Origin of the sequence: Ancrocorticia populi (genome assembly GCF_003123745.1) — a bacterium.
In the GTDB taxonomy this organism is placed as follows: Bacteria; Actinomycetota; Actinomycetes; order Actinomycetales; family Actinomycetaceae; genus Ancrocorticia; species Ancrocorticia populi.
Window position 1 is genome coordinate 101,806 of sequence record NZ_QETB01000001.1, and the last position, 26,003, is coordinate 127,808.

22 protein-coding genes are annotated in these 26,003 nt (G+C 58.1%); 11 read left to right on the forward strand and 11 right to left on the reverse strand.

From position 1 onward, the window contains the following. Nucleotides 1-50: 50 nt before the first annotated feature. Together DD236_RS00505 and ilvA are read right to left on the reverse strand one after the other, a co-directional pair. Nucleotides 51-662 carry a 1-acyl-sn-glycerol-3-phosphate acyltransferase gene (locus tag DD236_RS00505; protein ID WP_109092433.1) on the reverse strand — a complete coding sequence of 204 codons (612 nt, stop codon included), beginning with the start codon at nt 660-662 and terminating at the stop codon, nt 51-53. 67 nt (nt 663-729) lie between these two features. Next, on the reverse strand, nt 730-1,983 hold the full coding sequence (gene ilvA, locus DD236_RS00510) for a threonine ammonia-lyase IlvA (protein ID WP_109092434.1): 1,254 nt from the start codon (nt 1,981-1,983) through the stop codon (nt 730-732). An 81-nt stretch (nt 1,984-2,064) separates the two neighbouring features. On the opposite strand from ilvA, the gene DD236_RS00515 reads away from it, so the two are divergent. The 5 genes from DD236_RS00515 (at nt 2,065) to tgt (ending at nt 7,599) form a co-directional block, all read left to right on the forward strand. Beyond that, nucleotides 2,065-2,733, forward strand: coding sequence for a CYTH domain-containing protein (locus tag DD236_RS00515; protein WP_109092435.1), 669 nt, complete (start codon nt 2,065-2,067; stop codon nt 2,731-2,733). A 152-nt stretch (nt 2,734-2,885) separates the two neighbouring features. Continuing rightward, a complete protein-coding gene (locus tag DD236_RS00520) occupies nt 2,886-4,424 on the forward strand; it encodes an HNH endonuclease (protein WP_207785639.1) in 1,539 nt (512 codons plus the stop codon). A gap of 244 nt (nt 4,425-4,668) precedes the next feature. Further along, entirely contained in the window at nt 4,669-5,490 is an 822-nt protein-coding gene (locus DD236_RS00525; protein WP_109092437.1) for a DUF4261 domain-containing protein, read from the forward strand. 160 nt (nt 5,491-5,650) lie between these two features. After that, on the forward strand, nt 5,651-6,349 hold the full coding sequence (locus DD236_RS00530; RefSeq protein ID WP_109092438.1) for a queuosine precursor transporter: 699 nt from the start codon (nt 5,651-5,653) through the stop codon (nt 6,347-6,349). After that, nucleotides 6,349-7,599, forward strand: coding sequence for a tRNA guanosine(34) transglycosylase Tgt (tgt, locus tag DD236_RS00535; RefSeq protein WP_109092439.1), 1,251 nt, complete (start codon nt 6,349-6,351; stop codon nt 7,597-7,599). Before DD236_RS00530 ends, tgt begins: the two co-directional genes overlap by 1 nt. Before the next feature lie 72 nt (nt 7,600-7,671). On the opposite strand, the gene DD236_RS00540 is transcribed toward tgt, so the two are convergent. The 5 genes from DD236_RS00540 to DD236_RS00560 all read right to left on the reverse strand — a co-directional run bounded on the left by DD236_RS00540 (nt 7,672) and on the right by DD236_RS00560 (nt 13,344). Beyond that, complete coding sequence (locus DD236_RS00540) at nt 7,672-9,303, reverse strand: sensor histidine kinase (RefSeq protein ID WP_109092440.1); 1,632 nt, start codon at nt 9,301-9,303, stop codon at nt 7,672-7,674. Continuing rightward, a complete protein-coding gene (locus tag DD236_RS00545) occupies nt 9,284-10,030 on the reverse strand; it encodes a response regulator transcription factor (RefSeq protein ID WP_109093236.1) in 747 nt (248 codons plus the stop codon). Before DD236_RS00545 ends, DD236_RS00540 begins: the two co-directional genes overlap by 20 nt. An 80-nt stretch (nt 10,031-10,110) precedes the next feature. Continuing rightward, nucleotides 10,111-11,856, reverse strand: coding sequence for a carbohydrate-binding domain-containing protein (locus tag DD236_RS00550; RefSeq protein WP_165819777.1), 1,746 nt, complete (start codon nt 11,854-11,856; stop codon nt 10,111-10,113). Then, nucleotides 11,840-12,661: a polyphosphate polymerase domain-containing protein gene (locus tag DD236_RS00555; RefSeq protein ID WP_109092442.1), complete on the reverse strand. Its 822-nt coding sequence runs from the start codon at nt 12,659-12,661 to the stop codon at nt 11,840-11,842. The genes DD236_RS00550 and DD236_RS00555 overlap by 17 nt, the downstream gene beginning before the upstream one ends. Next, on the reverse strand, nt 12,658-13,344 hold the full coding sequence (locus tag DD236_RS00560; RefSeq protein ID WP_109092443.1) for a DUF4956 domain-containing protein: 687 nt from the start codon (nt 13,342-13,344) through the stop codon (nt 12,658-12,660). The genes DD236_RS00555 and DD236_RS00560 overlap by 4 nt, the downstream gene beginning before the upstream one ends. A gap of 152 nt (nt 13,345-13,496) precedes the next feature. Between DD236_RS00560 and DD236_RS00565 the strand changes: the two genes are divergently transcribed. Both DD236_RS00565 and DD236_RS00570 read left to right on the forward strand, forming a co-directional pair. Next, a complete protein-coding gene (locus tag DD236_RS00565; RefSeq protein WP_109092444.1) occupies nt 13,497-14,486 on the forward strand; it encodes a phosphodiester glycosidase family protein in 990 nt (329 codons plus the stop codon). Continuing rightward, complete coding sequence (locus DD236_RS00570) at nt 14,483-15,586, forward strand: bifunctional glycosyltransferase family 2/GtrA family protein (protein ID WP_109092445.1); 1,104 nt, start codon at nt 14,483-14,485, stop codon at nt 15,584-15,586. The genes DD236_RS00565 and DD236_RS00570 overlap by 4 nt, the downstream gene beginning before the upstream one ends. Before the next feature lie 177 nt (nt 15,587-15,763). On the opposite strand, the gene DD236_RS00575 is transcribed toward DD236_RS00570, so the two are convergent. The 4 genes from DD236_RS00575 to DD236_RS00590 form a co-directional block, all read right to left on the reverse strand. Beyond that, nucleotides 15,764-16,843, reverse strand: a complete 1,080-nt coding sequence (locus DD236_RS00575) for a transaldolase family protein (protein WP_109092446.1) — start codon at nt 16,841-16,843, stop codon at nt 15,764-15,766. A gap of 117 nt (nt 16,844-16,960) precedes the next feature. Next, the gene (locus DD236_RS00580; protein ID WP_109092447.1) at nt 16,961-18,595 is read right to left on the reverse strand and encodes an MFS transporter; all 1,635 of its coding nucleotides are present in this window, start codon (nt 18,593-18,595) and stop codon (nt 16,961-16,963) included. Nucleotides 18,596-18,716: 121 nt separating this feature from the next. Beyond that, nucleotides 18,717-19,901 (reverse strand): Gfo/Idh/MocA family protein, encoded by a 1,185-nt coding sequence (locus DD236_RS00585; RefSeq protein ID WP_109092448.1) that lies wholly within the window; start codon nt 19,899-19,901, stop codon nt 18,717-18,719. Between the two features lie 299 nt (nt 19,902-20,200). Beyond that, nucleotides 20,201-20,965 (reverse strand): GntR family transcriptional regulator, encoded by a 765-nt coding sequence (locus DD236_RS00590; RefSeq protein ID WP_109092449.1) that lies wholly within the window; start codon nt 20,963-20,965, stop codon nt 20,201-20,203. Between the two features lie 157 nt (nt 20,966-21,122). On the opposite strand from DD236_RS00590, the gene iolC reads away from it, so the two are divergent. The 4 genes from iolC to iolD all read left to right on the forward strand — a co-directional run bounded on the left by iolC (nt 21,123) and on the right by iolD (nt 25,830). Further along, nucleotides 21,123-22,112 (forward strand): 5-dehydro-2-deoxygluconokinase, encoded by a 990-nt coding sequence (gene iolC, locus DD236_RS00595; protein ID WP_109092450.1) that lies wholly within the window; start codon nt 21,123-21,125, stop codon nt 22,110-22,112. Between the two features lie 6 nt (nt 22,113-22,118). Continuing rightward, on the forward strand, nt 22,119-22,982 hold the full coding sequence (locus DD236_RS00600; protein ID WP_109092451.1) for a Cgl0159 family (beta/alpha)8-fold protein: 864 nt from the start codon (nt 22,119-22,121) through the stop codon (nt 22,980-22,982). Then, nucleotides 22,979-23,854, forward strand: coding sequence for a 5-deoxy-glucuronate isomerase (gene iolB / locus DD236_RS00605; RefSeq protein WP_109092452.1), 876 nt, complete (start codon nt 22,979-22,981; stop codon nt 23,852-23,854). The genes DD236_RS00600 and iolB overlap by 4 nt, the downstream gene beginning before the upstream one ends. A gap of 62 nt (nt 23,855-23,916) precedes the next feature. Then, nucleotides 23,917-25,830, forward strand: coding sequence for a 3D-(3,5/4)-trihydroxycyclohexane-1,2-dione acylhydrolase (decyclizing) (gene iolD, locus DD236_RS00610; protein WP_423716451.1), 1,914 nt, complete (start codon nt 23,917-23,919; stop codon nt 25,828-25,830). Nucleotides 25,831-26,003 lie beyond the last annotated feature (173 nt).

Consider the following 26,003-nt stretch of genomic DNA (forward strand, 5'->3'; position numbering starts at 1 on the left):
AGCGTACCGCTCCGCGGGGGTTTCGTCTGCTGTTTTTCGTAAACTTCTTGCTACAGATCGATGCCTTCAAGTAGCCACTCGCGGGCCGCCGGATCGTCCTCCGCACGCAAACGCGCGACAGTTCCGTTACCGGGGTGATACCCCTGCATGCCGTCGTAGAAGGCGCGGAGTCTGTCCATGTCCGCCTCAACATCGCCGGTGAGCCAGATATGGCCGCGCCAGCCGTACGTCTTATTCCTACGGTCGATGAAGCCCAGCTGTACGGGCAGTCCCGTTTCCAGTGCGATTCGGTAGAAGCCGGACTTCCAGTAGTCCTTCTTGGAGCGCGTTCCCTCGGGCGCGATGATCAGCGTGAACGTATCCTGCGTTTCGGCGGCGTGAACCATCGATCCCACGAGTCCCGTGTGCTCTCGCCTATTGGTCGCAATTCCACCAATGGCCACAAACAACCGTCCAAGAACCGGCACCTTGAGGAAGTTGTCCTTCATGAGGAACTTGAACGGCCGCCCAACCTTCCAGAACGCCATTGCCATGAGGAATCCATCCCAGTTAGAGGTATGGGGCGCCCCAATCACCACGGCCTTCTGCGGTATCTCTTCATGTACGAAAGTCCACCTAGAGAACCGCATGTAAGTGCTCGCAATAGCGTGAGTAATCTTCATGGAAATCAACTGTAAACCAGAAACGGAGGTGAGGGGGTAACAACCCGTCGTCGTCGCCTTAAAGTATCTACAACAAGAACGAGAAGGCGGGGGAGTTGGGCTCCAACTTTTCGATGTTGAGTGGCGAATCGGCCATGCGGTCCAGTAGGCCGGCCAGGTGCGAGCGGTCGTCGATCTCGATGCCCACCAGTGCGGGGCCGGTTTCGCGGTTGTTCTTCTTGGTGTACTCGAACAGCACGATGTCATCGCCTTCACCCAGCACGCGATCCAGGAAGTGGCGCAGTGCCCCCGGTTCCTGCGGGAAGGTGACTAGGAAGTAGTGGCGCAGCCCTTCGTAAACGAGCGAGCGCTCAACGATATCGTCGTAGCGGGAGACGTCGTTGTTTCCGCCGGACACGATGCAAGCGATCGGGCCCTCGGGTAGGTCCGGGAGGAAACGGGCCACGGCCGCGCTTGCGAGGGCCCCCGACGGTTCGGCGATGATGCCCTCCACCTGATAGAGGTCCAGCATTTCCGTGCAGATCGCTCCTTCTGGGACGGTGATGATTTCGTCCACCAGATCACGTGCAACTTCGTACGTGACTTCCCCAACCCGGGCCACGGCGGTGCCGTCTGCAAAGCCGTCGACCGATTCGAGGGTGACCGGGCCACCAGCAGCCAAGGCCGCCTGCATCGAAGCTGCCCCCTCCGGCTCAACGCCAATAATCCTCACGTCAGGGTGGAACTCGCGCAGCCATGCGGCCGTGCCGGAGAGCAGGCCGCCACCGCCCACGGGCACCACTACGGTTGTCGGCTTTTCGCTGGCCTGCTCGAAGATTTCCTTGACTACGGTTCCCTGGCCCGCGATCGTGCGCGGATCATCGAAGGGATGAACGTAGGTGGCGCCGTTTTCGCGGGCGTACTCGATAGCGGCGGAGGATGCCTCATCGAACGTGGCACCGCCAATCACCTGCTCGATCCACGGCCCGCCGATATCTCGGATGCGGGAGCGCTTCTGGCGCGGAGTGGTGGAGGGCAGGAATACCTTCCCGTGGATCTTGAGCTGCCGGCACGCGAAGGCAACGCCCTGCGCGTGATTTCCGGCCGACGCGCACACCACTCCCGCCGTGCGTTCCTCGGGAGTAAGCCCCGAGATCACGTTGTAGGCGCCGCGCACCTTGTACGAGCGCCCCACCTGCATATCCTCGCGCTTGAGCAGAACCGGCTGGCGGCGAATCCCCGAGAGCCGAAGCGAGAGTTCGAGTGGGGTTTTGCGTACCGTTGAGCCGAGCGTTTGGGCGGCAACAACTACGCCTGTTCCAGTGGGTAATTCGCGAGCCATAGGCTTAGTCTGCCTTGCCCGGTGGCGCGTCTCCACCCGTGTCCACAGAGCGTCAGGGTGTTTTTCTCGTATTCTGGGGATATGAGCGATCTACCAGATCTCGAGACCCTCAACTTTGAATTCGAGCGGAAGTTCTTTGTGGAGGAGCTTCCCAGCGAAGCGTTGGAGCACGGCTCCCATCAGGTGATCGTGCAGGCCTACCTTTTCGCGGCGGACGGTTACGCGGTTCGGATGCGCCTGGCGTTTCCGGGGCGGGCCGTGGATTTGCCTCCGTTCGATGACACGGTTGATTTCCTTGGGGCATACGAGCGGCGCTTGCTGGTTGGGCTTCTCGCGGAGGCCGGGGACGAGGTTGCAGCCTGGATCGCCGTGAAATCTCCCGCTGGCACCGGCGAGCGCTACGAGATGGAGGCCGAAGTAGACGTTTCCGTTGCCGAGCAGATCCTCCGCCGTTCGCCCAACGTTATCCTCAAGAATCGGTACTCCCTCTGGTACGACGAAGACGGCTGGGAGTTCGACGTTTTCGGCGGCCAGAACGAAGGCTTGATTATCGCCGAATGCGAGCGGCTTGCGCCCGTCACCGACCTCCGTATCCCCAGTTTTTGCCGCACCGAGGTGACCGAGGATCTCCGCTTCACCAACGATTACCTTTCCAAGGAGCCGTGGCGCCAGTGGAAGGACATGTACCGTCAGGAGTTGCGTGCAAAGGGTCCGTATTTTATGGATTTGCGTGGGCCTGAAGGTATTTAATAACGACGACGACGTTTTCTCCTCTCTCCGTATTTATTGATGCTGTTTGGGTGTGTTTAGGCATTGTGTTTCGAATGGTCGTTCGGTAAACTCGGGCTAGAACAATCATTCGGACATATAGCAGTTTTTGGGAAGGCACGAGGGGGGTGGATGTGGTGGGCGCAGTAGAAGATCAGGCTCGCGAAACAGTGACATGTGGTTCGCAGCGGTGTGCTGACCAGCTCGCCCTCCTTGTTCATATGACTGATCCCGACGTGCAGCTGCTTCCTCCCACTGAGGTGGAATACGCGGCTCAAGAGGCCGAGTGGGTGGCTGAGTCAGCCGCCGTGCTCGCCGGGTCAGCCACTGGCGACGGCGCCGGGGCCGTGCGGGTCCTGCAGATCGTGCAGGATTTGCTGCGCGGACAGCTGGCTGCTGGTAGCGAGGCGGCCTGTATTGATCAGATCCGCCTGTTAGAGGACATTAAAAGCGCCGCCGCCGCAGCACAGGTGGTCGCGACCGAGGAGTTTCGCCATCGTCGTGACCAGGCCGAGGCAGATGCTGGTATCAAGCTGGAACAGCGCGCCAGAGGCATCGGCAGCGAGATCGGACTCGCTAGGAGGGTTTCACCCCAGCAAGGATCCGCAGCGGTACGCACCGCCCACACTCTCACCACCGACATGCCCCACGCGTTAGCTGCCCTTTCGGACGGGAGGCTGTCGGAGTACACGGTGGGGCTGGTGGTCAAAGAAACCAGCCACCTAGACCCGGCAGGCAAAACCGCGATCGATCGGCATATGGCACCCCGCTACGGAAAGACCGGCTCGCGCCGTCTGGCCGGTGAGGTCCGGGCCCTAGCCCAGCAGGCCGACCCAGTCGCCTACCTGAAAGCCCACGCCCTGGCTAAGTCTGCCCGGGCGGTGAACATACGTCCGGCACCCTCGGGGATGGCCTACCTGACCGCCCTACTACCGTTAGGGCAGGCTTTTGCTTGTAAGAAAGCCCTCCACGAGGCGGCCACCTCTATGGCCTTCAGCGAGGAGACCGTGCAGGCTGGCCCGACCCAGCTCGAAGCCGACCTGCTCGTCCAGCGCCTGACGGGGCAATCCCATGCTGAGGCAGTCAACATCGAAGTCCAGCTGGTCATGACCGACGAAACACTGCTCGGCACAACCAGCACAGTTCAGACTCCGGGGCATACTGCTTCCGTCTCTCCGGTCATTGATAATACGGGCCGGCACGCCGAGGATGTGTTTACTGCCGCGTGGATGCCCGGCTATGGTCCCATCCCTGCAGCACTCGCGCGGGACATGCTTGACCCGGTCCATGATCACCAGACCCCAGCTAGGGTGTTTCTACGGCGAGTGTTGACCGATCCGGTCACCGGCGACATCACAAAGATCGACACCCGGAAACGCGAATTCACCGGCGCACTACGACGAGCTCTGGTTCTGCGTGATCAGCAGTGCCGGACCCCATGGTGTAACGCACCCATCGCCCATTTAGACCACGCCCACCCGTTCGCCAAAGGCGGCCACACAAGCGCTGGCAACGGGACCGGGCTCTGCGCCCGCTGTAACTACACCAAAGAAAACCCCGGCTGGCACCACACCCCAACCAGCCCCAGCACCCGAAACATCACCACACCCACCGGCCACACATACAGTTCAACCCCGCCCCCAATAACGCCAAGTCTCAACAGGCGGATCTAGATTGCTCGAAATATTGGCAGGGCCGATGGAACCTGCCTACACTATGGCTAGGAGATCTTTTGCAAGGGTGTCCTGTCACAAATGAAGCTTGCGTCTCCGGTTTCCGGATGTGCGCACGGGCAAAGCAACGCCGACCCAACTGAGGTGAGCGGATGGGAGCATCGGGTTCTTTGCCTACTAGCTGGGTGGTGCGAGAATGCTGCTGTCGTCTCGCACCACCCAGTGTTTTTATTGAGGAGAATGAATGAGCGAGCAGCTCCCACTTTCGGCATTGCACCCTATGGCCCCGGAGTTCCTCTCCACCGCTGTCCTGTATACGGCGCCCATCGACGTTGATGCGGCAGTGGCACGAATCGGTGAACTGTGGAGTGAGAAAATCGAACCTGAGTGGCATGAGATCCCCGAGGGTGCACTCGGGGAGGGGAGTCCGGCTGGCCGGATTATGCAGTTCATGGTGGACGAAGTGCTTGTCATGATCACTCCCGAACGCGGCCAGCTCCCCGTCGAGGGAGGGCACCTCCCTAATCACAACTTCTATGTGGCGGTCAGTTGCTACGCGCCGCTGAAGGAAGCACCGGTAGCCGAGCCACAAAGTCCATCCGATCTTCCCGAGGCCAAGCGCAGGAAGCGCATGGTGAGTGCCCATATCGTCATGACGGAGGTAATGGACGCCTTGGTGCGCGAGCAGGCAGCCATTGGCGTGTTCCGCAACGAGTTGGGCGTTGTGCAGCCACCCGACATGGTCACGGAGCTTGCCAATTCGCTCACCGAGGGGCAAGCGCCCCTTCCACTCTGGGTGGCCGTACGCATTTTCCATCCGGATCTGGTGCATGGCCGCACGCTCGGTCTCCCACTCTTCGGTCACTTAGACCTTGAGGTGATTGACTCGACGCACAGTGAAGAGGATGTGTTCGCGATGCTCGCGAACATCTCGGACTACATCATTAGCTCGGATTCATTCCTCATGCCCGGCCAAACAATCGGCTATCGCGAGGGCGAGGAACTCCAAATCAGCCAAGCCGTCAGCGATGCAGATGGCCAGCCGGTGATCCGCATACAGTTCTAGAGAGCGTGCTATTTAGCAACGATCCGCTATACTTTCCCTCGGATTGCCGAGTGATCGGCGGTCTCTGGGCATCGCACTTCGCTACAGCTTGGCGGTGTCACAGGTCCTGGTGGTGGCAGCGCCGGGCGAACTGGAGATACACGTATTGACAGGAAGCCGTATGCGCGAAACTACTGAAACCACCCAAAAGCCTGCCACGATCCGCGGATATTACGACATTATTGCCGTCTTATTTGTGGCGTTCCTCTTGGTATCCAACATTGCCGCCACAAAACTCATCGGGGCGAGTATCGGCCCGATCAAGCTCGTGTTTGATGGTGGCGCGATCCTGTTCCCTCTGACTTATATTCTGGGTGACGTCCTTTCCGAGGTATATGGATTCCGCCGCGCCCGTCGCGTCATCGTCACGGGCTTTCTAGTCCAGATCCTCGCCTCGGTTGTGTTCGCGATCGTGGTGGCGCTTCCACCTAACTCGGACTACGCGGACCAAGAAGCATTTGCGGCAGTGGTGGGTGTGGTCCCGCGTTTCGTTGCGGCCTCGACGCTTGGATTCCTGTGCGGCCAGCTCCTGAACTCCTATGTGTTAATACGCATTAAGAAACGCTGGGGCGAAAAGCACCTGTGGGCGCGGCTGATGGGCTCAACCCTAGTGGGCGAGGCCGTGGATACCGTGGTGTTCTGCGCCGTTGCATGGGGCGGTCTCATCCTTGCAGGTGACATGCCATTAGAAACCATCCTCAACCTGACCGTCGTGGGCTTCATTTATAAGGTGGCGGTGGAAGCGATCCTCCTGCCCGTCACCTATGCTGTTGTGGGCTGGCTCAAGGCCCGCGAACCGTTGTACTTAGAAAGTAAGTAATGGAAAACACTGGCTTCACGCTTCAGAACCGCCTCGAAAATGGCCTCGGACGCACGGGCATCATCCACACGCCGCACGGGGACATTGAGACTCCAGCGTTCATCCCGGTGGGTACGAAGGCAACGGTCAAAGCAGTGCTGCCAGAATCGGTGGCGAGCATCGGTGCGCAGGCTGTTCTGGCCAACGCGTATCACCTCTACCTCCAGCCGGGTTCGGACATCGTGGATGGGGCTGGTGGGCTCTCTAAGTTCATGAATTGGCCCGGACCCACCTACACGGATTCCGGCGGCTTCCAAGTACTTTCACTCGGCTCGGGCTTCAAGAAGGTCTTGTCCGAGGAGTTTTCCGGGAAGGGCAAGAGTGATTTGGACGTGGCGCCTTCGAAGGAGAGGCTCGCTAACGTTGACGACGACGGCGTATCCTTCCGATCCCACCTCGACGGCTCTATGCACCGCTTCACGCCAGAAGTCTCCATGAAGATCCAGCATGAGCTGGGCGCGGACATTATGTTCGCGTTCGATGAGCTCACGACGCTGCTCAACTCGCGCGGCTATCAGGAGGAGGCACTGGAGCGCACCCGACTGTGGGCCGAACGCTGCCTCGTTGCCCACCGCGAGCTTACCGAGGCGCGCAGCAACAAGCCGTATCAGCAGCTTTTCGGTGTGATTCAGGGTGCTCAGTACGAGGATCTACGCCGTAAGGCCGCCCGCGACTTAGGGGCCATGGAGGTGAACGGCCAACGGTTCGACGGCTTCGGAATCGGCGGTGCACTTGAGAAAGAGAACCTCGGAACCATCGTTGGATGGGTGAGCGAGGAGCTCCCTGAGGATCGTGCGCGCCACCTGCTCGGTATCTCGGAGCCGGACGATTTCTTCGCGGCCGTGGAGGCCGGTGCGGACACCTTTGATTGTGTGAATCCCTCACGCGTGGCCCGCAACGCCGCCATCTACTCGCCAGATGGGCGCTTCAACGTGACGCGCCAGCAGTTCAAGCGTGATTTCGGACCGCTCGTGCCAGGGTGCGCGTGCTATACCTGCACGCACTACTCGCGTGCATACCTACATCACGCCTTCAAGGCAAAGGAAATGATCAGCTCTACACTGGCCACCATCCACAATGAGTATTACACCGTGCAACTGGTAGCCAGCATTCGCCGTGCCATGCAGGACGGCACATACGCGGAGTTCAAGGCGGAGACGCTCGGCCGCTTCTACGCCGGCGAGTGGGGCCGCGTGGATTCTGCGAATTAACGCAAACGTGGGAACACTGCGTTCAAAAGACCTCAACTGTGCAGGAGATGCCGGGTACTGAATGCGATTTGGTTATGCCAACGGCAGCTTGACGGTGAACACTGTGCTGCCCGGCGCCGAGTCCACCGTGATGCTTCCGCCATGCGCTTCGGCCACCGAGCGTGCGATCGAGAGTCCCAAACCCGTTGATCCTTCGGATGGGGCACGCGCATCACTTCCGCGCACGAACCGATCGAACACCTTAGTGACTAGCTCCGGCGCAATTCCCGGCCCATCGTCCGCGATCGTCAGCACTGCTTGGCCCTCTTCGCTCAATAGTCTCGTGCTTACGTTCGTGCCCTCCGGGGTGTGCTTGCGCGCGTTCGAGAGCAGGTTTGTCATGAGCCGCGAGAGCTGTTCTGGGTTTTCTGAAGTGATTGAGACTGGCTCATCCGGCACCTGCACCTCCCAGTGGTGATCGCGTCCTGCAGCGTGTGCATCGGAGACGGCATCCATGAGGAGCTCGCCGAGGTCCACCTGTGAGACCTGGGCGGGCTCAGTCTGGAGTTGGGAGTGCGCCTGAGCCTCGGCCGCATCCATGCGCGCGAGGAAGAGTAGCTGTTCAACCAGTTCACTCATGCGCTCCGATTGGGTCTGTACGCGCCCTAGCAGCGTGCGCCCGTTCTCCGTGAGGGGCTCGGTGAGGACCATCATTTCTGAGTAGCCGCGCACGGCAGCAAGCGGTGTCCGAAGTTCGTGCGATGCGTCGGCCACGAACTGGCGCAGTTGATTCTCTGACGCCGTGCGCTCGGCCAGAGCTGAGTCAACGGAATCGATGAGCTGGTTGAGGGCGAAGCCAACATCGCCTACCTCGTCGGTTGGTTGCGCCAGATCGTTCGGCACGCGGTACCGAGTTAGATCCACCGCCCCCGATTCCATTGGTACGCGGGAAACCCGCGCGGCAACACCGGAGACGTTCCCCAGCGGGAGCATCGATCTGCGTACCCACCACCACACACCGAATCCCACGATCACCAGGGCGATGGCGGCACCAGTAGCTTCGATGACTAGGAGGTTTGACTTCGTCTGATTCGCGTCGGTTGCGGGAATTGCAGTAACAAGTGTGGTTGAGTCGCTGCCCGAAACCTCGGTTTCGCCAGGGGCATTGAGCGTATTGAACTGAACTAGGTATTCGGCGCCCGCCAAATCTAGACGCGTGAACGTGTGGCCTGATCGATCGGTTCGTGAGTTTCCGCCCGAGACGGCGGCTTTGATCGTTTCCGCATCATCATCGTCCAGCTCCTCGGTTGTTCCTTCCGAATTCACTATGCCGGATTGAACAGAATCCTCGCCCACCAAATACACAATGGTGCCGATCGGCAGGCCGGGCGTCTCGAGGGGATCACGATCCATAGGATCTACGGGTCCGGTGGGAGTGGGAGTGATGACGTCGTCGTCGTCAAAAAGATCGTCGAAATCGTCTGGATCGACGGGAGGCGCGTTCGTCTCGGGCTTTTCCTCAACCAGAAAGCCGTTCGTGCGCTGCCAAACCTGCTCAAGGTTATCCTCGAGTTCGGAATCAACAACGCGCCCAGCAATCACGTAGGTGGTGGCAGCGAGCGCTACGAGTACAACCGCGACCAGCGAGACCACACCCACCATCGTGCGGGTGGCAAGCGACGTCTTTCGCTTGACCACGGGCGGGCTAGACGGGGCGGATGACATAGCCCACGCCCCGAACCGTGTGAATCATCGGTTCACGGCCCACATCAATCTTCTTTCGCAGGTAGGAAATGTAAAGCTCCACGATGTTGGAGTGACCACCAAAATCGAAGCCCCATACGTGATCGAGGATCTGGTTCTTGGACAGGACAGCCCGTGCGTTTTCCATGAGGTAGCGCAGTAGCTCGAACTGGGTAGCAGTCAGATCGATCTCCTCGCCGGCGCGGGCGACCTCATGCGTTCTCGTGTTCATTCGGAGATCGCCGACGGTGAGCTCGCTCGAATCTTGCGCGATTACACCCGAGCGCTGGACTAACCGGTGTAGGCGGATCAGCAGCTCTTCCATGGCGAAGGGCTTCGTCAGGTAATCGTCTCCGCCCGCCGTCAGTCCCTCGATGCGGTTCTCAACCGAATCCTTCGCCGTGAGGAAGAGCGCGGGGACCTCTGAATCGAAGGCGCGGATCTTGGAGAGAACTTCAAGGCCGTCCATCCCTGGAAGCATCCAGTCCAGTACTAGGACGTCTGGGTTCGTGCTGCGCGCCTGCTCAACGGCGCTCCGCCCCTCGTTTGCTACCGTAACCTCCCAACCGCAGATCGTTAGGCCCATCGCCACGAGATCGGCGAGAGTTGGCTCATCGTCAACCACTAGCGCGTGCAACGGGGTGCCGTCTGCATGTTGGAGCTGGGGGAGCTTATCGCGAAGCTTGATGAGCTCGGGGCCCACCCCCATGGACAGCGCAGAACTTTGATCAGGTGAATCCGCCATGACTATATTATGCGCTGCCATAGGGGGTGCCTCTCAATCTTCCGTCAGTTAGGCTGCATCGCGTTGGTGTACTCGCCAGCCGTGCCCGTGCCCAGCTGGGTGCCATCCGATACGTCCGTTGCGCCATCCTCTACCTGATACACCGTGTACTCGGTGCCGGACGTGACGTCCGCGGAGGAGAAGACCACCGACTGGATTTCCTTAATCGTGGTGAACGTTGTGACAATGTTGCCGTCCGCATCCGCAACCGCGAGGGTTGCTCCGGAATTGACCGTCTCGGAGAGCGTGATGCTCAGGGAAGCCTGATCCGAATCCGTATCCGGGGCCTCGGCCATTCCCGAGCTTCCGATTGCGAGGAGCGTGCCGCCGCTGATATCGAATGTTCCCGCGAAATCGATCGCCCCGTTCCCTCCGTTGACTGGCCCATTGACCGTTACGTCTCCGCCCGTCATCGTGATAGACCCATTCGAATCGAGGCCGTCACCTTCGGCATCCATGACGATCGTTCCACCCGAAATCGTGATGGACTGGTTGCCAGCCTGATCCATGCCGCCACCGCCTTGGGGTGCTTGACCGTCTCCGCCCTCAGCCATGTCCGTGGGCATGTCCGTGGGCATATCCGTTGGCATGTCAGTGGGCCTCTCGCCGTCTTGCGGCATCTGGCCGCCCATGTCACCCTGAGGATCATCGGCCGTATCCGATGATTCTGTGCCGTAGCCGCCGGAGGCATTGATGGCATCGTCGGCAGAAGTAAGATCGATATCGCCGCCGAGGATCTCGATGTTGGCGGCCTCAATGGCCTCTTCTGAGGCGGTAACCAGAACGGTTCCCTCTGCGATAGCTAGGGCGTTTTCGGCCTTAATGGCATCATCCCCTGTGTCTACTGTGATAGATCCACCGAGGATTGAGAGCCATCCGCGATCGGCATCGTCCTCATTATCTGAGCCGAATCCGGTATCCACGGACGTGATGTCCACGGTGCCATCTACTAGGACCAGATAGTCCTTGCCGATGATTCCGTCGTCCGCAGCCTGCACGGTGACGTTCGGCCCAGTGATGACCAGGCCGTCCTTCGAGTGGATTCCGTCCTCATAGGTGCCGTCCACGGTCAGCTGGCCCGTGCCGGTGATCGTGAGGTCGGCCTTCGAGTATAGGGCGGCGTTGGCCACGAAAGACTCATCGTCAGTGGCCTCTTCAGTTGCTTCTGCGGCTTCCGCTTCCTCGGCGGTTTGCCCGTTGCGTGTTGAGCCATCGGTGAGGGTGTTTTCCGTTCCGTCAGCCACGATCACGGTGGCATCATCGGCCTCTGTAATCGAAACGGCGGCATCCGTATCAGACGTGATGGTGGCGCCGTTCAGGATAATCTGGACGTCCTCTTCGGAATCTGCCGTGATCACAACATGACCGGAAAGCTCTCCCGAGAAGCGGTAGGTTCCGCCGCCCGTCACGGTAATAACGGCCTCGCCATCAGCTTCCTGGGCGGCCACGCCATCGGAATTGGCGCCAGAGGCGCTCACGGTATCGCCATCTAAGGCGATCTCGGTAACGTGCGCCTCCTCGAAATCCGCGTCCGATTCGCTGTAGTGTGTGGCGTCTTCGAGATTGCTCACATCCGTGATGGCCACTGCGGTTGATTCCGTTGCCGTTTCATCGGCCGAGGCCTCGTCTGAATCGGAGCTGCAGGCGCTCAGGGTTACCGCGCTGGCTAGCGCTAGGGTAACGAAAGCTGCGGTGTTCTTTGAGTTGTGGGAGGTCCACTTGCGCTCTGAGAACCTATTTGACAAGGTCACAATGACGTCCTTTGCGTATTTCTTGAGCGTTGAGTCGCTTGATTGCGCGTGTCCAGCGCTGCGTGGGTAGTGCGTTATGCGTGAGAGAGATGCCGATGGAGTACTTCGATGAGGGGATCGGGCGCTGCCGCCGGTCCCACAGGAAGTGGTCCACGGCTGATGGGCTGCCTGAGGTCTTGGTTTCTAGGATCACGCCGCCCAGCGCCTCAATCCAAGACCCCGAGGGATCCTGCCAGCGCAGCTTCTGATCAAGGGTGATGCGGGCGTGATCGCTCGGCAACAGCAGAGTGGTGCGGAAGTATACGGTTCGCAATGCCGGGACAAGCTCCGGTCCCGCCACGGGCTGGCCAAGATCGTCGTGATTTACCGCAAACGGAGTATCGGCTAGGGATTCCGCTAGGAACTCGCAGGGTGTGTCATCCTCAAGGCTCCATTCCTCGCTCCACGGGATGCGGTTCTTCACCGTTTTGCCTTGGTTGGACTTCGTCTTGGTCTCAAGAAAGCTGTCCCCGGAATCCACGTAGCAGCGTGTCCGCACCTTGAAGCGGCGCCTGTTTTGCTGGAGCGCCATTCGGAAACAAGTCAGGTTTTCCGTGTCGTAGTACATCGAGTCGTAGAGGCTGGCACGCTCGCCCTCTACTTCCAGCACCTGAGTGTCCGGATGTTCCTGACCGATCCACGCCACGAGATCTGCGGTTTGGTCCGCCGTGAGCACATACTTGCGGTCTATCCGGGTCTGGAGGGAGGCTTGCCTGTTCATGTCACTGAGAGAAATGGACGGCAGAGTTGTTGCTAGTTCACTCATCGTTCGTCCACCATGATTGAGGATTCCTCGGCCTGAAGAGTCCACGGGGAGGCGGGATCTTCAATGCCTAGGCGGTCTTCGCCGGGCTTGACGTGGGCAGACCGCTGTTTCTTTCCGAGCCCACTGTTTTTCTGGCGCCCATCTACTTTGTAGGTGACGTCCACGATGGTCTTATCTTGAACCATGTCCGTCATAACGATCGAAACGTCAACAACTTCGGCCATGAGAGAGCGCTCCAATTGAAGCTTGAGCTCGCTTTCTAACGGATAGGCGTGGTCCAAGATCATGCGTTGGTGCCTAGACGCACCGAGGAACCGGGGGTGATCGATGATCGCAAGGGCCACAACAGGTAGCGACATGAGAGCAACGGTGAGCACCGGTTCGCCAACGCCCAACCCCGCGAGCAATCCCATTGCTAGAGATGAGAAGAAGTAGGCAACGTCGTACTGCTCAAGTTCGGTGGAGCGCAGGCGGATGATGGAGAGAACGCCGAACAGTCCCAGCCCGACTCCCAGAGAGGATGAGGTGGAGGCGCTTGACAGGGCACCTGCCACAATCAGGACGCCGATGTTCGCGCCGATAAACGAAATGACAAGATCTTTACGGCCATGTCGGGCCCGGTAAAAGCCGAGTACGAGAATGCTGATGAGGACAACATCGGCTGCGATGAGTATCCAGTTCATGGGAGGTTTTCCTTTCGTCGTATGGCTCTAGACTGAAAGCGAAACCTGTGTTGAAACTGTGTTTGTAACAGGTGGATGTTAAGACTTCTTTTCATAGGTTCTTCATAAGTTCGCCTCACGCCTACACAAAGTTCGCGCCTCACACTCGAAGCATGAACAACGAATACGAAGCGGAAACCCCCGAGGAAAAGCCGCGCAAGCCAAAGAATAAGAAAGTACGCCGGGCAATCATCGGCAGTAGCCTTGCCGTTTCCCTTGCTGTGGCAGGCGTAGGCGGCTGGGCGCTTGATCGCTTCGTGATAGATCACGTCCAAATCGCAAGTGCGAGCGAATACGAAGCTGAGCAAGGCTCAACTGTCACGGAGTACGCGAGTGACGGCACGGCAACCGTCACGGATTCCACATATGAAGGTGAAAACGCATCGATCACCGTGGAGCAACAGACCGCAGGATCGGGTGAGGATACCGTCACCTATTACGTTGCCACCGTGGATCTAACGGATGCCACAGCACTGCGATCAGCCTTCGCGAACGATCAGTTCGGCCAGTCCATCACCGATACCACCTCAAACATCGCAGAGGACAACGATGCCGTCTTCGCCATTAACGGCGATTACTACGGCTTCCGTGACACCGGAATCGTGATCCGCAACGGTGTTGTGTATCGCGACGAGGGCGCCCGCGAAGGTCTCGCCTTCTATGAAGACGGAACTGTGGAGCTTTATGACGAAACGGCCACTACCGCGGATGAACTTGTAGAGGACGGCGTGTGGAACACCCTCTCCTTCGGCCCGGCCATTGTGGAAAACGGCTCTGTCATCGACGGTATTGACGATATTGAGATCGATACGAACTTCGGTAATCACTCGATTCAGGGAGAGCAGCCGCGCACCCTCGTAGGTGTGAAGTCGGACGGAACGTTGGTATTCGTCGTCGTCGATGGAAGGGACGATGGCTACTCGCGCGGAGTCACCATGACGGAAGCGGCCGAACTCATGGTCTCACTCGGATGCGAAACGGCTTACAACCTAGACGGCGGTGGCTCATCAACCATGTATTTCAACGGCGAGGTTGTCAACCAGCCGTCCAACGGCAGCGAACGCGGAACCTCGGACATTCTCTACATTGAGGATCTCTCATGATTATTCTAATTCCTACTCTTGAACCAACTCTTGCGCTTGTGGAGCTGATTGAATCGCTCCAGACCGAGTTGCCGGCCTGCCGTATTTTGATTGTCGACGACGGATCAGGTCCCGAATACCAAACGGTCTTTAATGCGCTGGACCGCAGGAACGTGACCGTGATCGGATACGGCATTAACCGAGGGAAAGGCTACGCGCTGCGCACCGGATTCGAGTGGTGCATGCAGCATGCGTCAGACGAGGTTGTGGTGTGCGCCGATTCAGACGGGCAGCATCGCCCCGAGGACATCGCAAAGGTGGGGGAGGCTGCTAGGGCCCACCCCGAGGCCGTTGTGCTGGGCGTTCGGGAGTTTGTGGGGAAGGTGCCGGTGCGCTCGCGGTTCGGGAACTGGGCCACGGCGGCGTTCTTCCGGCTGGCAACTGGTGTGAAGATTCGTGATACTCAGACCGGGCTGCGGGCATACGGGCCGGGACAGCTGGGGCGGCTTTTGGCGGTGCCGGGAGATCGCTTCGAGTGGGAGCTCAACGCGCTGCTGGCCACGGCCGATTCTGGGCAGGAGATCATCCAAGTTCAGATCGATACCGTATATGAGGATGGGAATGCTGGTTCCCACTTCCGGCCAGTCACGGACTCCGCGCGGGTGTTCCGGCCGCTGCTGTCCTTTGGCGCAGTGGGGTTCGGATGCTGGGCGTTGGAAATGTTCGTGTTCGTGGTGCTGGCGAGCGTGCTCGGGCTGTCTGGACCCGTTGGGCTGGCCTTCGCGGTGGTTGCGTCGCGGGTTGCCTCAGGCGTGGTCAACTTTCTCGCGAACAAGAGCCGAGTGTTTGGGGATACGTCCCGTGACCGCATCAAGCGGCAGGCCGTTCAGTACGTGGCTCTGGCCGTGGCGTTGCTATCCATCACGATCGTGGGTGTAGAGATCCTGACACTCATCGGGCTGGCTCCGTGGATCGCCAAGGTGATCATGGATGTCTCCTGCTTCGTGCTGAGCTTCTCCGTGCAGCGCCGGTGGATCTTTCGGCGGCAGCGCTTAGTCGGGGAGCGAGTTGGCAGCAAGCAGGTGAACTTCAGCCGCCAGGATCAAGACGTGGTGTCATAGGCACCAGTGAGCGGGGCACATTGGTGGATTCGCCCCGATAGGGAAGCCTGAGATCAGTTCAGCGGCGAACGGTCTCAGGCTTTCCGCTTTCTGAGCTGTGGTAACGGAACTGCTCCCCAGACATTGGCTAGAGCGACCAAAACCAATATCTGGAGAGCAGTTAGAGCGTGTTGCTGCTTACGGTGCTGGGACCAGCAGGTCGCGGACCAGCGCGTCAAGGTCCGCATCAGCATTCAGGAACTGGCGGAGGGTCTTGGCAGTGGGGCCGAAGGACTCGAACTCTTCTACCGTCATGCCGTCAACATCATATGCACGGTTGAAGTCGGGGATCCGGCGCAACTGCTCGATGTAGTACTCATCAACAGGGATGTCCATGCGGGCGGTGGGCTCGTAATCGGAGTTGTTGATGATCTTCTGCCACTTGAACGGCGGGGATACCACTACATCGCCGCCCTGGAATTCGGACCACTGCAGAACGTTACGGAATGCGGCCACGAGCACGCGCGCACGCAGCCCGCGCTCGTTGAAGATGCCGTACGCGCGCTTGACCGCTGCAACGCCAGCCCACTCAAGCGCGGAAGGATCGATGTAGATGCCGTCGCGTGCCACTACGGACTTCAGCCAGTCATCGAGGCGGCCAACCATGATGGTAACAACCGGCCCCATCTTTGAGATGTCCTTGCCCTCAGCCTCACGGCGCTTGAGGCCGCGCTCGATTGCCTCGCCGGCTTCAACTGCCTGAGGTACGGAGAAGGAAACGGTGACGTTCATGGAGACGCCGCGGTAGGTGGCGTCCTCGATAGCTTCGATACCCGTTTTAGTTGCGGGAACCTTTACCACGATGTTCGGCGCCATCTCGGAGAACTCAACCGCCTGATCCGCAAGCTTCTTAGCGTCGCGGTGGAAGCGGGGATCAGTTTGGACGGAGAGGCGGCCATTACGACCGTCGTACTTCTCGAAAGCGGGCTCAAGGAGCTTGGCGGCCTCGATGGACATGTCCTTGACTGCGCGCCAGCCAATCTCAGATTCACCCCATGTTGGGTTCGCCTCCGCGATCGCCTTGATGCGCGGGCCCCAGATCTCGGGATGCTTGGAGATTGTGGTGTAGGCGATTACTGGGTTGCAGGTGGCGCCAACTCCGCCAAAAGAAATGGACTGCGTAAGCTCATCAAGGTCTGAGGAATCGTTCCACAGAACAGTATCGAAGCTCTGTGCAGCGGTTAATAGTGGGCCGGGGGTCAGAGAGGGGTTACTCACTTTTGCTCCTAAGTGTGGACATGTATACAGACCGTCTTTGGAATGTCTTTGACTACAGTTACAAAGATACTGACATGAAACAGCTAATGTCAATACTTTGTTCCAAGACTTGTGGTGTTACGAGTACTGCTCTTCGAATTGCTCTTCAAGTTCTTCGAGGGATGCGAACTTCGTTTCAGGTACCACCTTGACCATCCATGTGATGGCAATGATGTTGATGACAACGAAGATGACGTAAGTTCCTGTTGGGCCAACGACGTCCATAATGGGTGGGAATGCGAAGGTGATGATCGCATTGGAGATCCAGATGCAGGAGACCGCCAATCCCATTGCAACGCCACGAACGCGGCTGGGGAACAGTTCGGACATGATTACCCAGGTAGCTGGAGCATTCCCAGACTGCATGAAGAGCATGAAGAAGATAATGGCAACGACCACCAGATAGGGGATGAATGTGGGCATCGCGGCCATATTGTCCGCCTCAAGATAAGGGGTGATGCCGAAATGGAACACGAGAGCCAAGACTGCCAACATGGTAGTCAGGCCAACTGTTCCTCCGATCAGGACGGTTCGGCGGCTGAATCTATTGAGGAGATAAAGGCCTAGCGCGGAGCCGATCACGGAGGCTACTCCCGTGAGTACGGTAAGCGTGATTGCAGCTTGCGTCCCGAATCCTGCTTGCTGAAGCACCTTAGGCGCGTAGTACATCATCGTGTTGACACCGGTGGTCTGATTGAAGATCCCTACCAGAGCGCCAATGATGAGTAGCTTACGAAGCCACTTAACCTTGAGAATCTGTTTGAGGCTGAGCTTTTCTTCTTCCTCTTGGCTCTGACGCGCCACGACCATCTCAGTAAATTCTTCTTCGATATTGTCGTCTTCTGTGCGTACGCGCTTGAGGCATCCAATAGCTTCGGCGAACTGGTAGTTTGCGGCGTGCCAGCGCGAGGATTCGGGCATCATTCGCATGGATATCCACAGAGCGATGGCCGGGATCGAACAGACAATGAGCATCCATCTCCAGGTGTTGCCATTACCGGAGTCGATTGTAAACAGAGATGGATCGATCGAGTTCAACACGTCCCAGGAGTACATTTGACCGGCTTGTAGTGCTGTCTCAACTCCGTTGATCTTAGCGGTGGTCCCTGCTTCAACTTCTGCTAAGACAACATCGGGGCCACCAGTGATGTTTGCAATCACGGCGTTCACAATGAAGGCCAGAAGCTGTCCGGTCACGATCATGAGTTGGTCAATACCCACGAGCACCCCGCGTATACGCTTCGGTACAGTTTCCGCAAGATAGACCGGAACGGTAGCTGATGCTCCACCTACCGCACAGCCCAACACGAAACGCGAAGGGTAAAGGATGATTAGGTTCGGGGCGATCGCGCAAGCAATAGCACCCACGAGGAAGATTCCAGCAAGCAGCAAGATGTTGTGCCGCCGCCCGTACTTATCTGAGAGCCGGCCACCATATAAAGCACCGAATGCGCACCCGATAAGAAGGAAGAAGCCCACGAGGCCCTCTTCAACCGGGGTCAGGGCGAGCCCGCCGCCATCCTGTGGCATCTGCATATACGGCAACGCACCGGAAATCACTCCCGTGTCATAGCCAAAGAGTAGTGATCCGAGGGTTGCGGCAAGCGCAACAAACTTGACTGAACGCTTCTTGCCGGATGGTGGTGTATTTTGTGCGAGTGCGCTTATTTCTTCTGGAGAAAGCGCAGTGGGGGTAGTTGAAGGGGATGACATCCTTGTCTCCTTTGTTTTCCTCACCGTGTGAGGCGGAGTAAGAGAGCACGGCCCCTCACACAGATGCGGAGTATGTGGCCGTGGAATCGGTGGGGCGGGAACCCGCCCCACCGTATGAGTACTACTGGATTTCGATGCGTGTTCCGCCGGCCGCGGCAGAGCGTGCGATGGCATCGGCGATGCGCATCTCGCGGTAGCCGTCCGCGAATGTAGCGCACTTCGGCAGTCCATCCTCAACTCCAGCGACCTGCTGGAGGAAGGCATGCGCCTGATAGGTGAACTGCTCGATCTGTGTGAGGCCAACCCCGGCAACTGGCATTGAGTTGCCCCGGCCGTAATATGGGAAGTCTGGGTTCACGAGCACCTGGCGCGGGCCGCCGAGGCCCGCGGGAGAATTCACGTCGTCGACCTTAATCTCACCCGTGCGAGCTAGATCCCACTCAGCGCGTCCCTTCGTACCCAATACCTGAATCTGCAGCGAATTCGGCATATTCCATGCGACTCGAGAACAGGAGAACGTGCCAATCGCACCATTCTCGAACTCGGCGGTGAAGGTTGCAACATCATCATTTTCGACGGTGTCCAACTCCGCATTTTCAGTATCCAGTGCGGTTCCGCGCGTGACGTGCCCCTTGGCAACCGGACGCTCCTTGATGATCGTGGCCATCGTTGCGCCCGAAACCGCTTTGAGCGGACCACACACAAGCTCAGCGGTGTCAATGAGGTGTGAGCCCACATCGCCGAGGGCACCCGTACCCATCGGGCCCTTGTAACGCCACGCCATCGGCGTATTTGGATCGCATCCGTAATCGCACCAGTAACGGCCGTCTATATGGCCAATCTCCCCGAAGTGGCCTTCCTTGACCAGCTTAGCAATCTCTGCAAGTGCCGCGTTGCGGCGGAAAGTGAAGCCAACAGACGTCACCACGCCTGCTTCCTTCTCTGAATCCGCCATCGCCTTAGCATTCTCCAGCGTGTCCGCGATCGGCTTTTCACACAGGACATGCTTTCCAGCGCGGATTAGGGCTTCAGCGATTTCGCGATGTAGCGCGTTACCCACAACGATCGAAACGATATCGATCTCTGGGTTATCCGCCACCTTCCTCCAGTCGTCTACTGCATTGTCGTATCCGTAACGCTCAGCTGCATCTTCCGCGAACGGCATGTATGCATCTGCGATCGTGTGCAGGTGGATTTTCGGCAATCCCAGATCGTAAACGGTTCCGACCTGGCGCCACGCGTTGGCATGCGTGGTTCCTGCCATACCCGCGCCGATCACGGCAACGTTGAGCACGTCCTTGCTCATTTTGAACCTCCATTGGCTCCATTGGGTTTAGATCTAACGCGCGTTAGCACGTTGCAATGAGTATGGCTGAACCTAAATGTCCTGTCAATAGAGATTTTGGGATGGGCTTTATTAGCGCGCTCCAACGGTGCTGTCCATAAGTTTTTCAAAACTGCGAGCCGGCGCTCAATTCAGTGTTTTGGTTGAACTGGCGGGGGTTTGCGAGATCTTCTATGGGAAATCTGCGGGCGTTAACCAGCGGATGTGAGCTGTAACGCAATGCGCTTGGTGGTGTTCTGCGTTTCTGAATCGAGAGTGGATTACTCCGCCCCAAGGGCTAGGTGAAATGAGTAGAGGTTCGCGTTGTAAATGTGCGATCCATACTCCACTACGTTGCCCGCGGCGTCATACGCAGTGCGCTCCATGGTGAGGAGTGCTGCACCAACTTCAGTTTCCAAGAACTTGGCATCTTCCTCTGTGGCATTACGGGCGCCGATGGACTGTTGGGCGGTTGCGGGCTGGACGCCGCGTCTGGCGAGGCAGGAGTAGAGGCCGCCATTGGACAGTTCGGTCAATGTAGGTGCGCTGCTTGCTGGCAAAAGATTCATCATGATCGCCAGTGTCCGTTCGTCGATGAAACGGCGGCGACGTACCTGAATGATCTCTGTTCCCGGAGCGCATCCCAGAAGATCGGCTTCGTCAGCTGCTGCCAGCTTGACTTCATAGCTCATCACCTCGGTACGTGGTTCGAAACCTGCTTTGACAAGATCGTCATTGAGTGAGGTAAGAGAGAGCGGCCTGCGGACCTGCGAGGGGGTTACGCGTGTGCCAACACCCCGCCGGCGCGTGAGGAGTCCGCGCGCTACAAGGTCCTGAAGTGCCCGGCGGGCTGTTGGGCGTGAGACGCTTAAGCGTCCAGCCATAGAAACTTCATCTTCAATGAGACGACCAGGCTCAACTTTGCCGGATGTAATCGCTTCTTCGAGAGGCTTGGCAATCTGTTGATATAACGGTTCTCCAGAATCGCGGTCTAGGACGATCTCGGGTGCATACGGGTTCGTAAGCTTTGAGGACGAGTCGGCCATGACATTCCCCTAACATATCCGGCATATCAGTGTATTTCCTTGATACTACTAGAGAATTGCCCATGAAGCGTTATGTTAGAACAAAGTGTTGACATGGGAAGGGGTATCGCATACATTGTAGTTGTATCACTCCCCAGAGCTGTGGAAGGAACTGACGATGGGTAGTTCAGGTGGTGGCAATACGTTGGATTTGCTGTCGATTGGTCGGTCCGGTGTTGATGTATACCCCTTGCAAACAGGGGTAGGACTTGAAGATGTGACGAGTTTCGGAAAGTTTCTTGGAGGATCTCCGACGAACGTAGCCGTTGCAGCGTCCCGGCTGGGTAACCGCAGCGCGGTTATCACAGGCGTTGGTGAAGATCCGTTTGGTCGGTTCGTACGCCGCGAGATGCGGCGCCTCGGCGTTTCTGACGAGTATGTTGCCCGAAACGCGAACTTCAATACTCCAGTGACGTTTTGTGAGATCTTCCCGCCTGATGATTTCCCGCTTTACTTTTATCGGGAGCCTTCAGCGCCCGACCTCCAGCTCACCCCCGATGATATTCCCGATGAGGCCGTGGCGAATGCCAAGGTATTCTGGCTATCCGTCACGGGCCTGTCGCAAGAGCCTTCCCGTGAAGCTCATCATTACGCGCTTGATCTGCGGAACGGTAGCGGGTGGACTATCGCCGATCTGGACTACCGTCCCATGTTCTGGGAAAACGAAGAGATTGCGCACGCTGAAGTTGAGCGCATGCTCTCGAAGGTGAATGTTGCGATTGGCAACAAGGATGAATGTCGGATCGCTGTGGGTGAGACTGAACCCGACCGTGCTGCAGATGCGTTGCTCGAACGTGGTGTAGACATCGCTGTGGTGAAGCAAGGACCACTCGGAACTCTCGCAAAGACCAAGGAAGAACGCATCGTGGTTCCCGTGACCCCCGTGGAGGTCTGCAACGGACTTGGCGCTGGAGATTCCTTCGGTGGCTCGTTCTCCCATGCGTTACTCCAAGGATGGGACTTGCCTAAGGCGCTGCAGTTCGCCTCGACGGCAGGTGCGATCGTTGCCTCGCGGCTTGAGTGTTCAACTGCAATGGCAACTGAGGTGGAGATCCTTCATAAGATTAAGAACCACCCCGAGACCACCCCAGTGATTGAGAAGCGGTGATAACAGATGACTCTCATTGAGAAACTCTCGAGTATTCGCGCAACAGACCCGGTCCAGATTGAAAAGCGTTTAGCTGATCGTCCACAACCCGCTTTGGCGGAGATTGATCGGCTCATGGTGATCGCGTGCGATCACCCAGCGCGCGGAGCACTCGGCGCAGGTGCCAATCGGATGGCGATGGAGTCTCGAGAAGATGTGCTTCAGCGATGTGTAGCGGCACTATCCCGACCTGGAGTTAACGGATTCCTTGGAACCGCCGACATGATCGAAGATCTCGCACTTCTGGGAGCGCTTGATGGTAAAGCCGTGTGGGGTTCGATGAACCGGGCGGGCCTTCAAGGTGCATCCTTCGAGATGGACGATCGGTTTACTTGCTACGACGCAGAAGGCATCGAGGCCCAAGGACTCGTTGGCGGCAAGATGCTCTTGCGCTTCAACTACTCGGATGCAGCCACGGCGGCAACAATGGAAAGCTGTGCCCACGCAATCGACGAGCTTGCAGCACGTGGACTGAACGCAATGGTGGAACCATTTGTATCCGTATGGAAGGGAGATCGAATTGTCAACGATCTCTCAGCTGATGCGGTGATTCGCTCTATCGCGATTGCGTCCGGGCTTGCGCGAACTTCCGCACATACGTGGCTGAAGCTGCCCTGCATCCAGGACATGGCTAGGGTCATGGAGGCAACGACTCTGCCGAGTCTGATCCTTGGGGGCGAAGTATCGAATGACCCCGACGCCACTCATGCCCTGTGGGCTGAGGCTCTCGCCCAGCCCAACGTACGCGGCCTTGTGATTGGCCGTTCACTGTTGTATCCGCCCAATGATGATGTTGAGGCGGCCGTAGACCAAGCTGTGGAGTTGCTATGAATAACGAAAAGTATGTAATCCGTGCGGGTCAAACCGCACACGACGAATATGCCCTTGACCTTTCGCCAGAAATCGCAGGTTGGGAATGGTCTTCACTCCGCGTCGTTGCCCTCGAGGCTGGCGCGAGTGTGACGGTTCCAGGCGGCGAGGCCGAGTTCTTGGTCCTGCCACTTCAGGGAGGATGCGCTGTTGAGGTTGACGGGCGCAGCTACGAGATTGCTGGCCGTGAATCCGTGTTCACAGATATCACTGACTACATCTACATCCCTCGCCACACGGATATCCGCGTGAGCTCAAAGGAAGGTGGGCGCTTCTCCCTCCCGGGTGCCAAGGCAACTAGGGATTTGCCGGTGCGATACTGCCCACGCGATGAAGTTCAGGTTGGCCTCCGAGGTGCTGGACCGTCCTCACGCCAGGTGAACAACTATGCGCTCGGCAATGATCTGGAAACTTCGCACCTGCTTGCAACCGAGGTGCTTACGCCAGGCGGCAACTGGTCTTCTTACCCTCCGCATAAGCACGATGAGCACAACGATGTTGAGCGCGTCCTCGAAGAGGTCTACTACTACGAAGTGCGTCGCGGAGATAACGACACCGAAGGTTTCGCTCTTCAACGGATCTATCCTTCCCCGGGCCACGATATTGATGTGTGCACCGAGGTTCGAGACGGAGATATCGTTGTGATGCCCTACGGTTACCACGGCCCATCTGTTGCTGCTCCGGGCTACGATCTCTACTACCTAAATGTCATGGCTGGCCCGGCTGAGGATTCGGTATGGCTAATGACTGACGATCCGCACCACACATGGGTACGCCAAACATGGGAGACCCAAGAAGTAGATTCACGCCTGCCCATGACCCCAATGGAGTAGTAGGCCCGCATCCGTTTTGGCCTCATCGATGAGCGCCACTTATTCCAAACCCATCAGGAGAAATTATGAGTAAACCCCTAGTTGAAACGGTCCGCCTAACGGTGGCGCAGGCAACGATCCGTTTCCTTGTTAATCAGTATTCCGAGCGTGACGGCGTGGAGCAGCGCCTGATTGCCGGAGCATTCGGCATCTTCGGGCACGGCAATGTAGCGGGTCTAGGCCAGGCCCTACTGCAAAACGAACTTGACCCCGAGCCGGATGGCGGCGAAATGCCCTACATCATGCCGCGCAACGAGCAAGGTGAGGTCCACGCGGCCTCCGCGTATGCCAAGTCGACGAATCGGCTGCAAACCTACATGTGCACGGCCTCCATTGGTCCAGGCTCTCTGAACATGGTGACAGGCGCAGCGCTGGCAACAACGAACCGCGTACCCGTTCTGCTGTTCCCATCGGATCAGTTCGCCACGCGCTATCCAGATCCAGTACTACAGCAGATCGAGAATCCTCAAACGTTGGACACCACCTGTAACGATGCGTTCCGCCCCGTTTCGGCGTTCTTCGATCGCATCAACCGTCCTGAGCAGCTGCTTCCCTCGTTGATGCAGGCGATGCGCACGCTCACGGATCCCGCAGATACGGGCGCTGTTGTTGTGGCCATGCCTCAGGATGTCCAGGCTGAAGCCTTCGACTTCCCCGTGGAGATGTTCAACAAGCGTGTGTGGCACATTCGCCGCGCGCCACTTGACGATGCGTCGCTCAAACGCGGTGCGGATCTTATCCGCGGCGCCAAGCGTCCGATCGTCGTTTCGGGTGGAGGAACAATCTACTCGGAGGCTTCGGAAGAACTGCGGGCCTTTGCTGCTGCCACCGGAATTCCGGTCTCAGACACTCAGGCTGGCAAGGGAGCCATCAATTGCGATCACCCTCAATCTGTAGGTGGGGTAGGTTCGACCGGCGGTGACGCTGCCAATCACCTAGCTGATAAGGCTGATTTGGTCATCGGAATCGGCACTCGCTACTCAGATTTCACCACAGGATCACGGACGCAGTTCAAGAACCCCGATGTCAAGTTCCTTAATATCAACGTCAAGGCGTTTGATGCTGTGAAGAATGCTGGCGACATGCTTGTTGCTGACGCCCGCGAAGCTCTCACCGCTCTCACGAAGGAGCTTGAGGGTTACAGCGTGAGTGAAGATTACGCCGCTGAGGTTGCTCAGGAGAAGGAAGCGTGGGAGAAGCTTGTTTACAAGCACACGCATCTTGATAACCAGCCGCTTCCTGCACAGACTGACGTGTTTGGCGCTCTCAACGAAATGATGGGCGATAACGATGTCATGATCAATGCCGCAGGCTCCATGCCTGGTGATCTTCAGGCGCTTTGGCGTGCGAAGACTCCAGTGCAGTACCACGTTGAGTATGCGTTCTCGTGCATGGGATATGAGATTCCTGCTGCGATGGGTGTAAAGCTGGCATTGCCTGATTCCGAAGTGGTCTCGATCGTTGGTGATGGCACTTACCAAATGCTCCCGATGGAACTGGCTACCATCACCCAAGAGGACATCAAGGTAATCTTCGTTCTGCTCCAGAACTACGGCTACGCCTCTATCGGTTCGCTCTCCGAATCCCATGGCTCCCAGCGATTCGGTACGACGTACCGTCAAGGCGGAACCGGTACCGATCACACGGCAGTCAACACACCGAAGCTGGATGTAGATATTGCGGCCAACGCGCGCTCGTGGGGGATCGACGTTATCGAGGTACATACGATGGAGGAGTTCAAGGATGCCTACCGTCAGGCTGAGGCCTCCGATAGGGCAACCATGATCCATATCGAGACAAACCTATACGGGCCGAATCCGCCCTCCTCCTCGTGGTGGGATGTCCCAGTTTCCGAAGTGTCTCGCATCGAGAGCACTCAGCAGGCCTATCAGGAACACCTCGAGTACAAGAAGCCACAGCGGCATTACTTGCGGTAATCCATTGCGGCAAAAAGTGAATAGCTTCCCTCTTGGCCATCGTGCCTTGGGGGAGTGAGCACGCGGCGGCGGGGTGTGAACGACGTGGAGTCTGAAGGACTTTGCGGAGCTGCTGGCCAACGCCCTAACTATGTGGGCTCATGAATGCGGGAGGCTATCTGGCAAATGGTGGG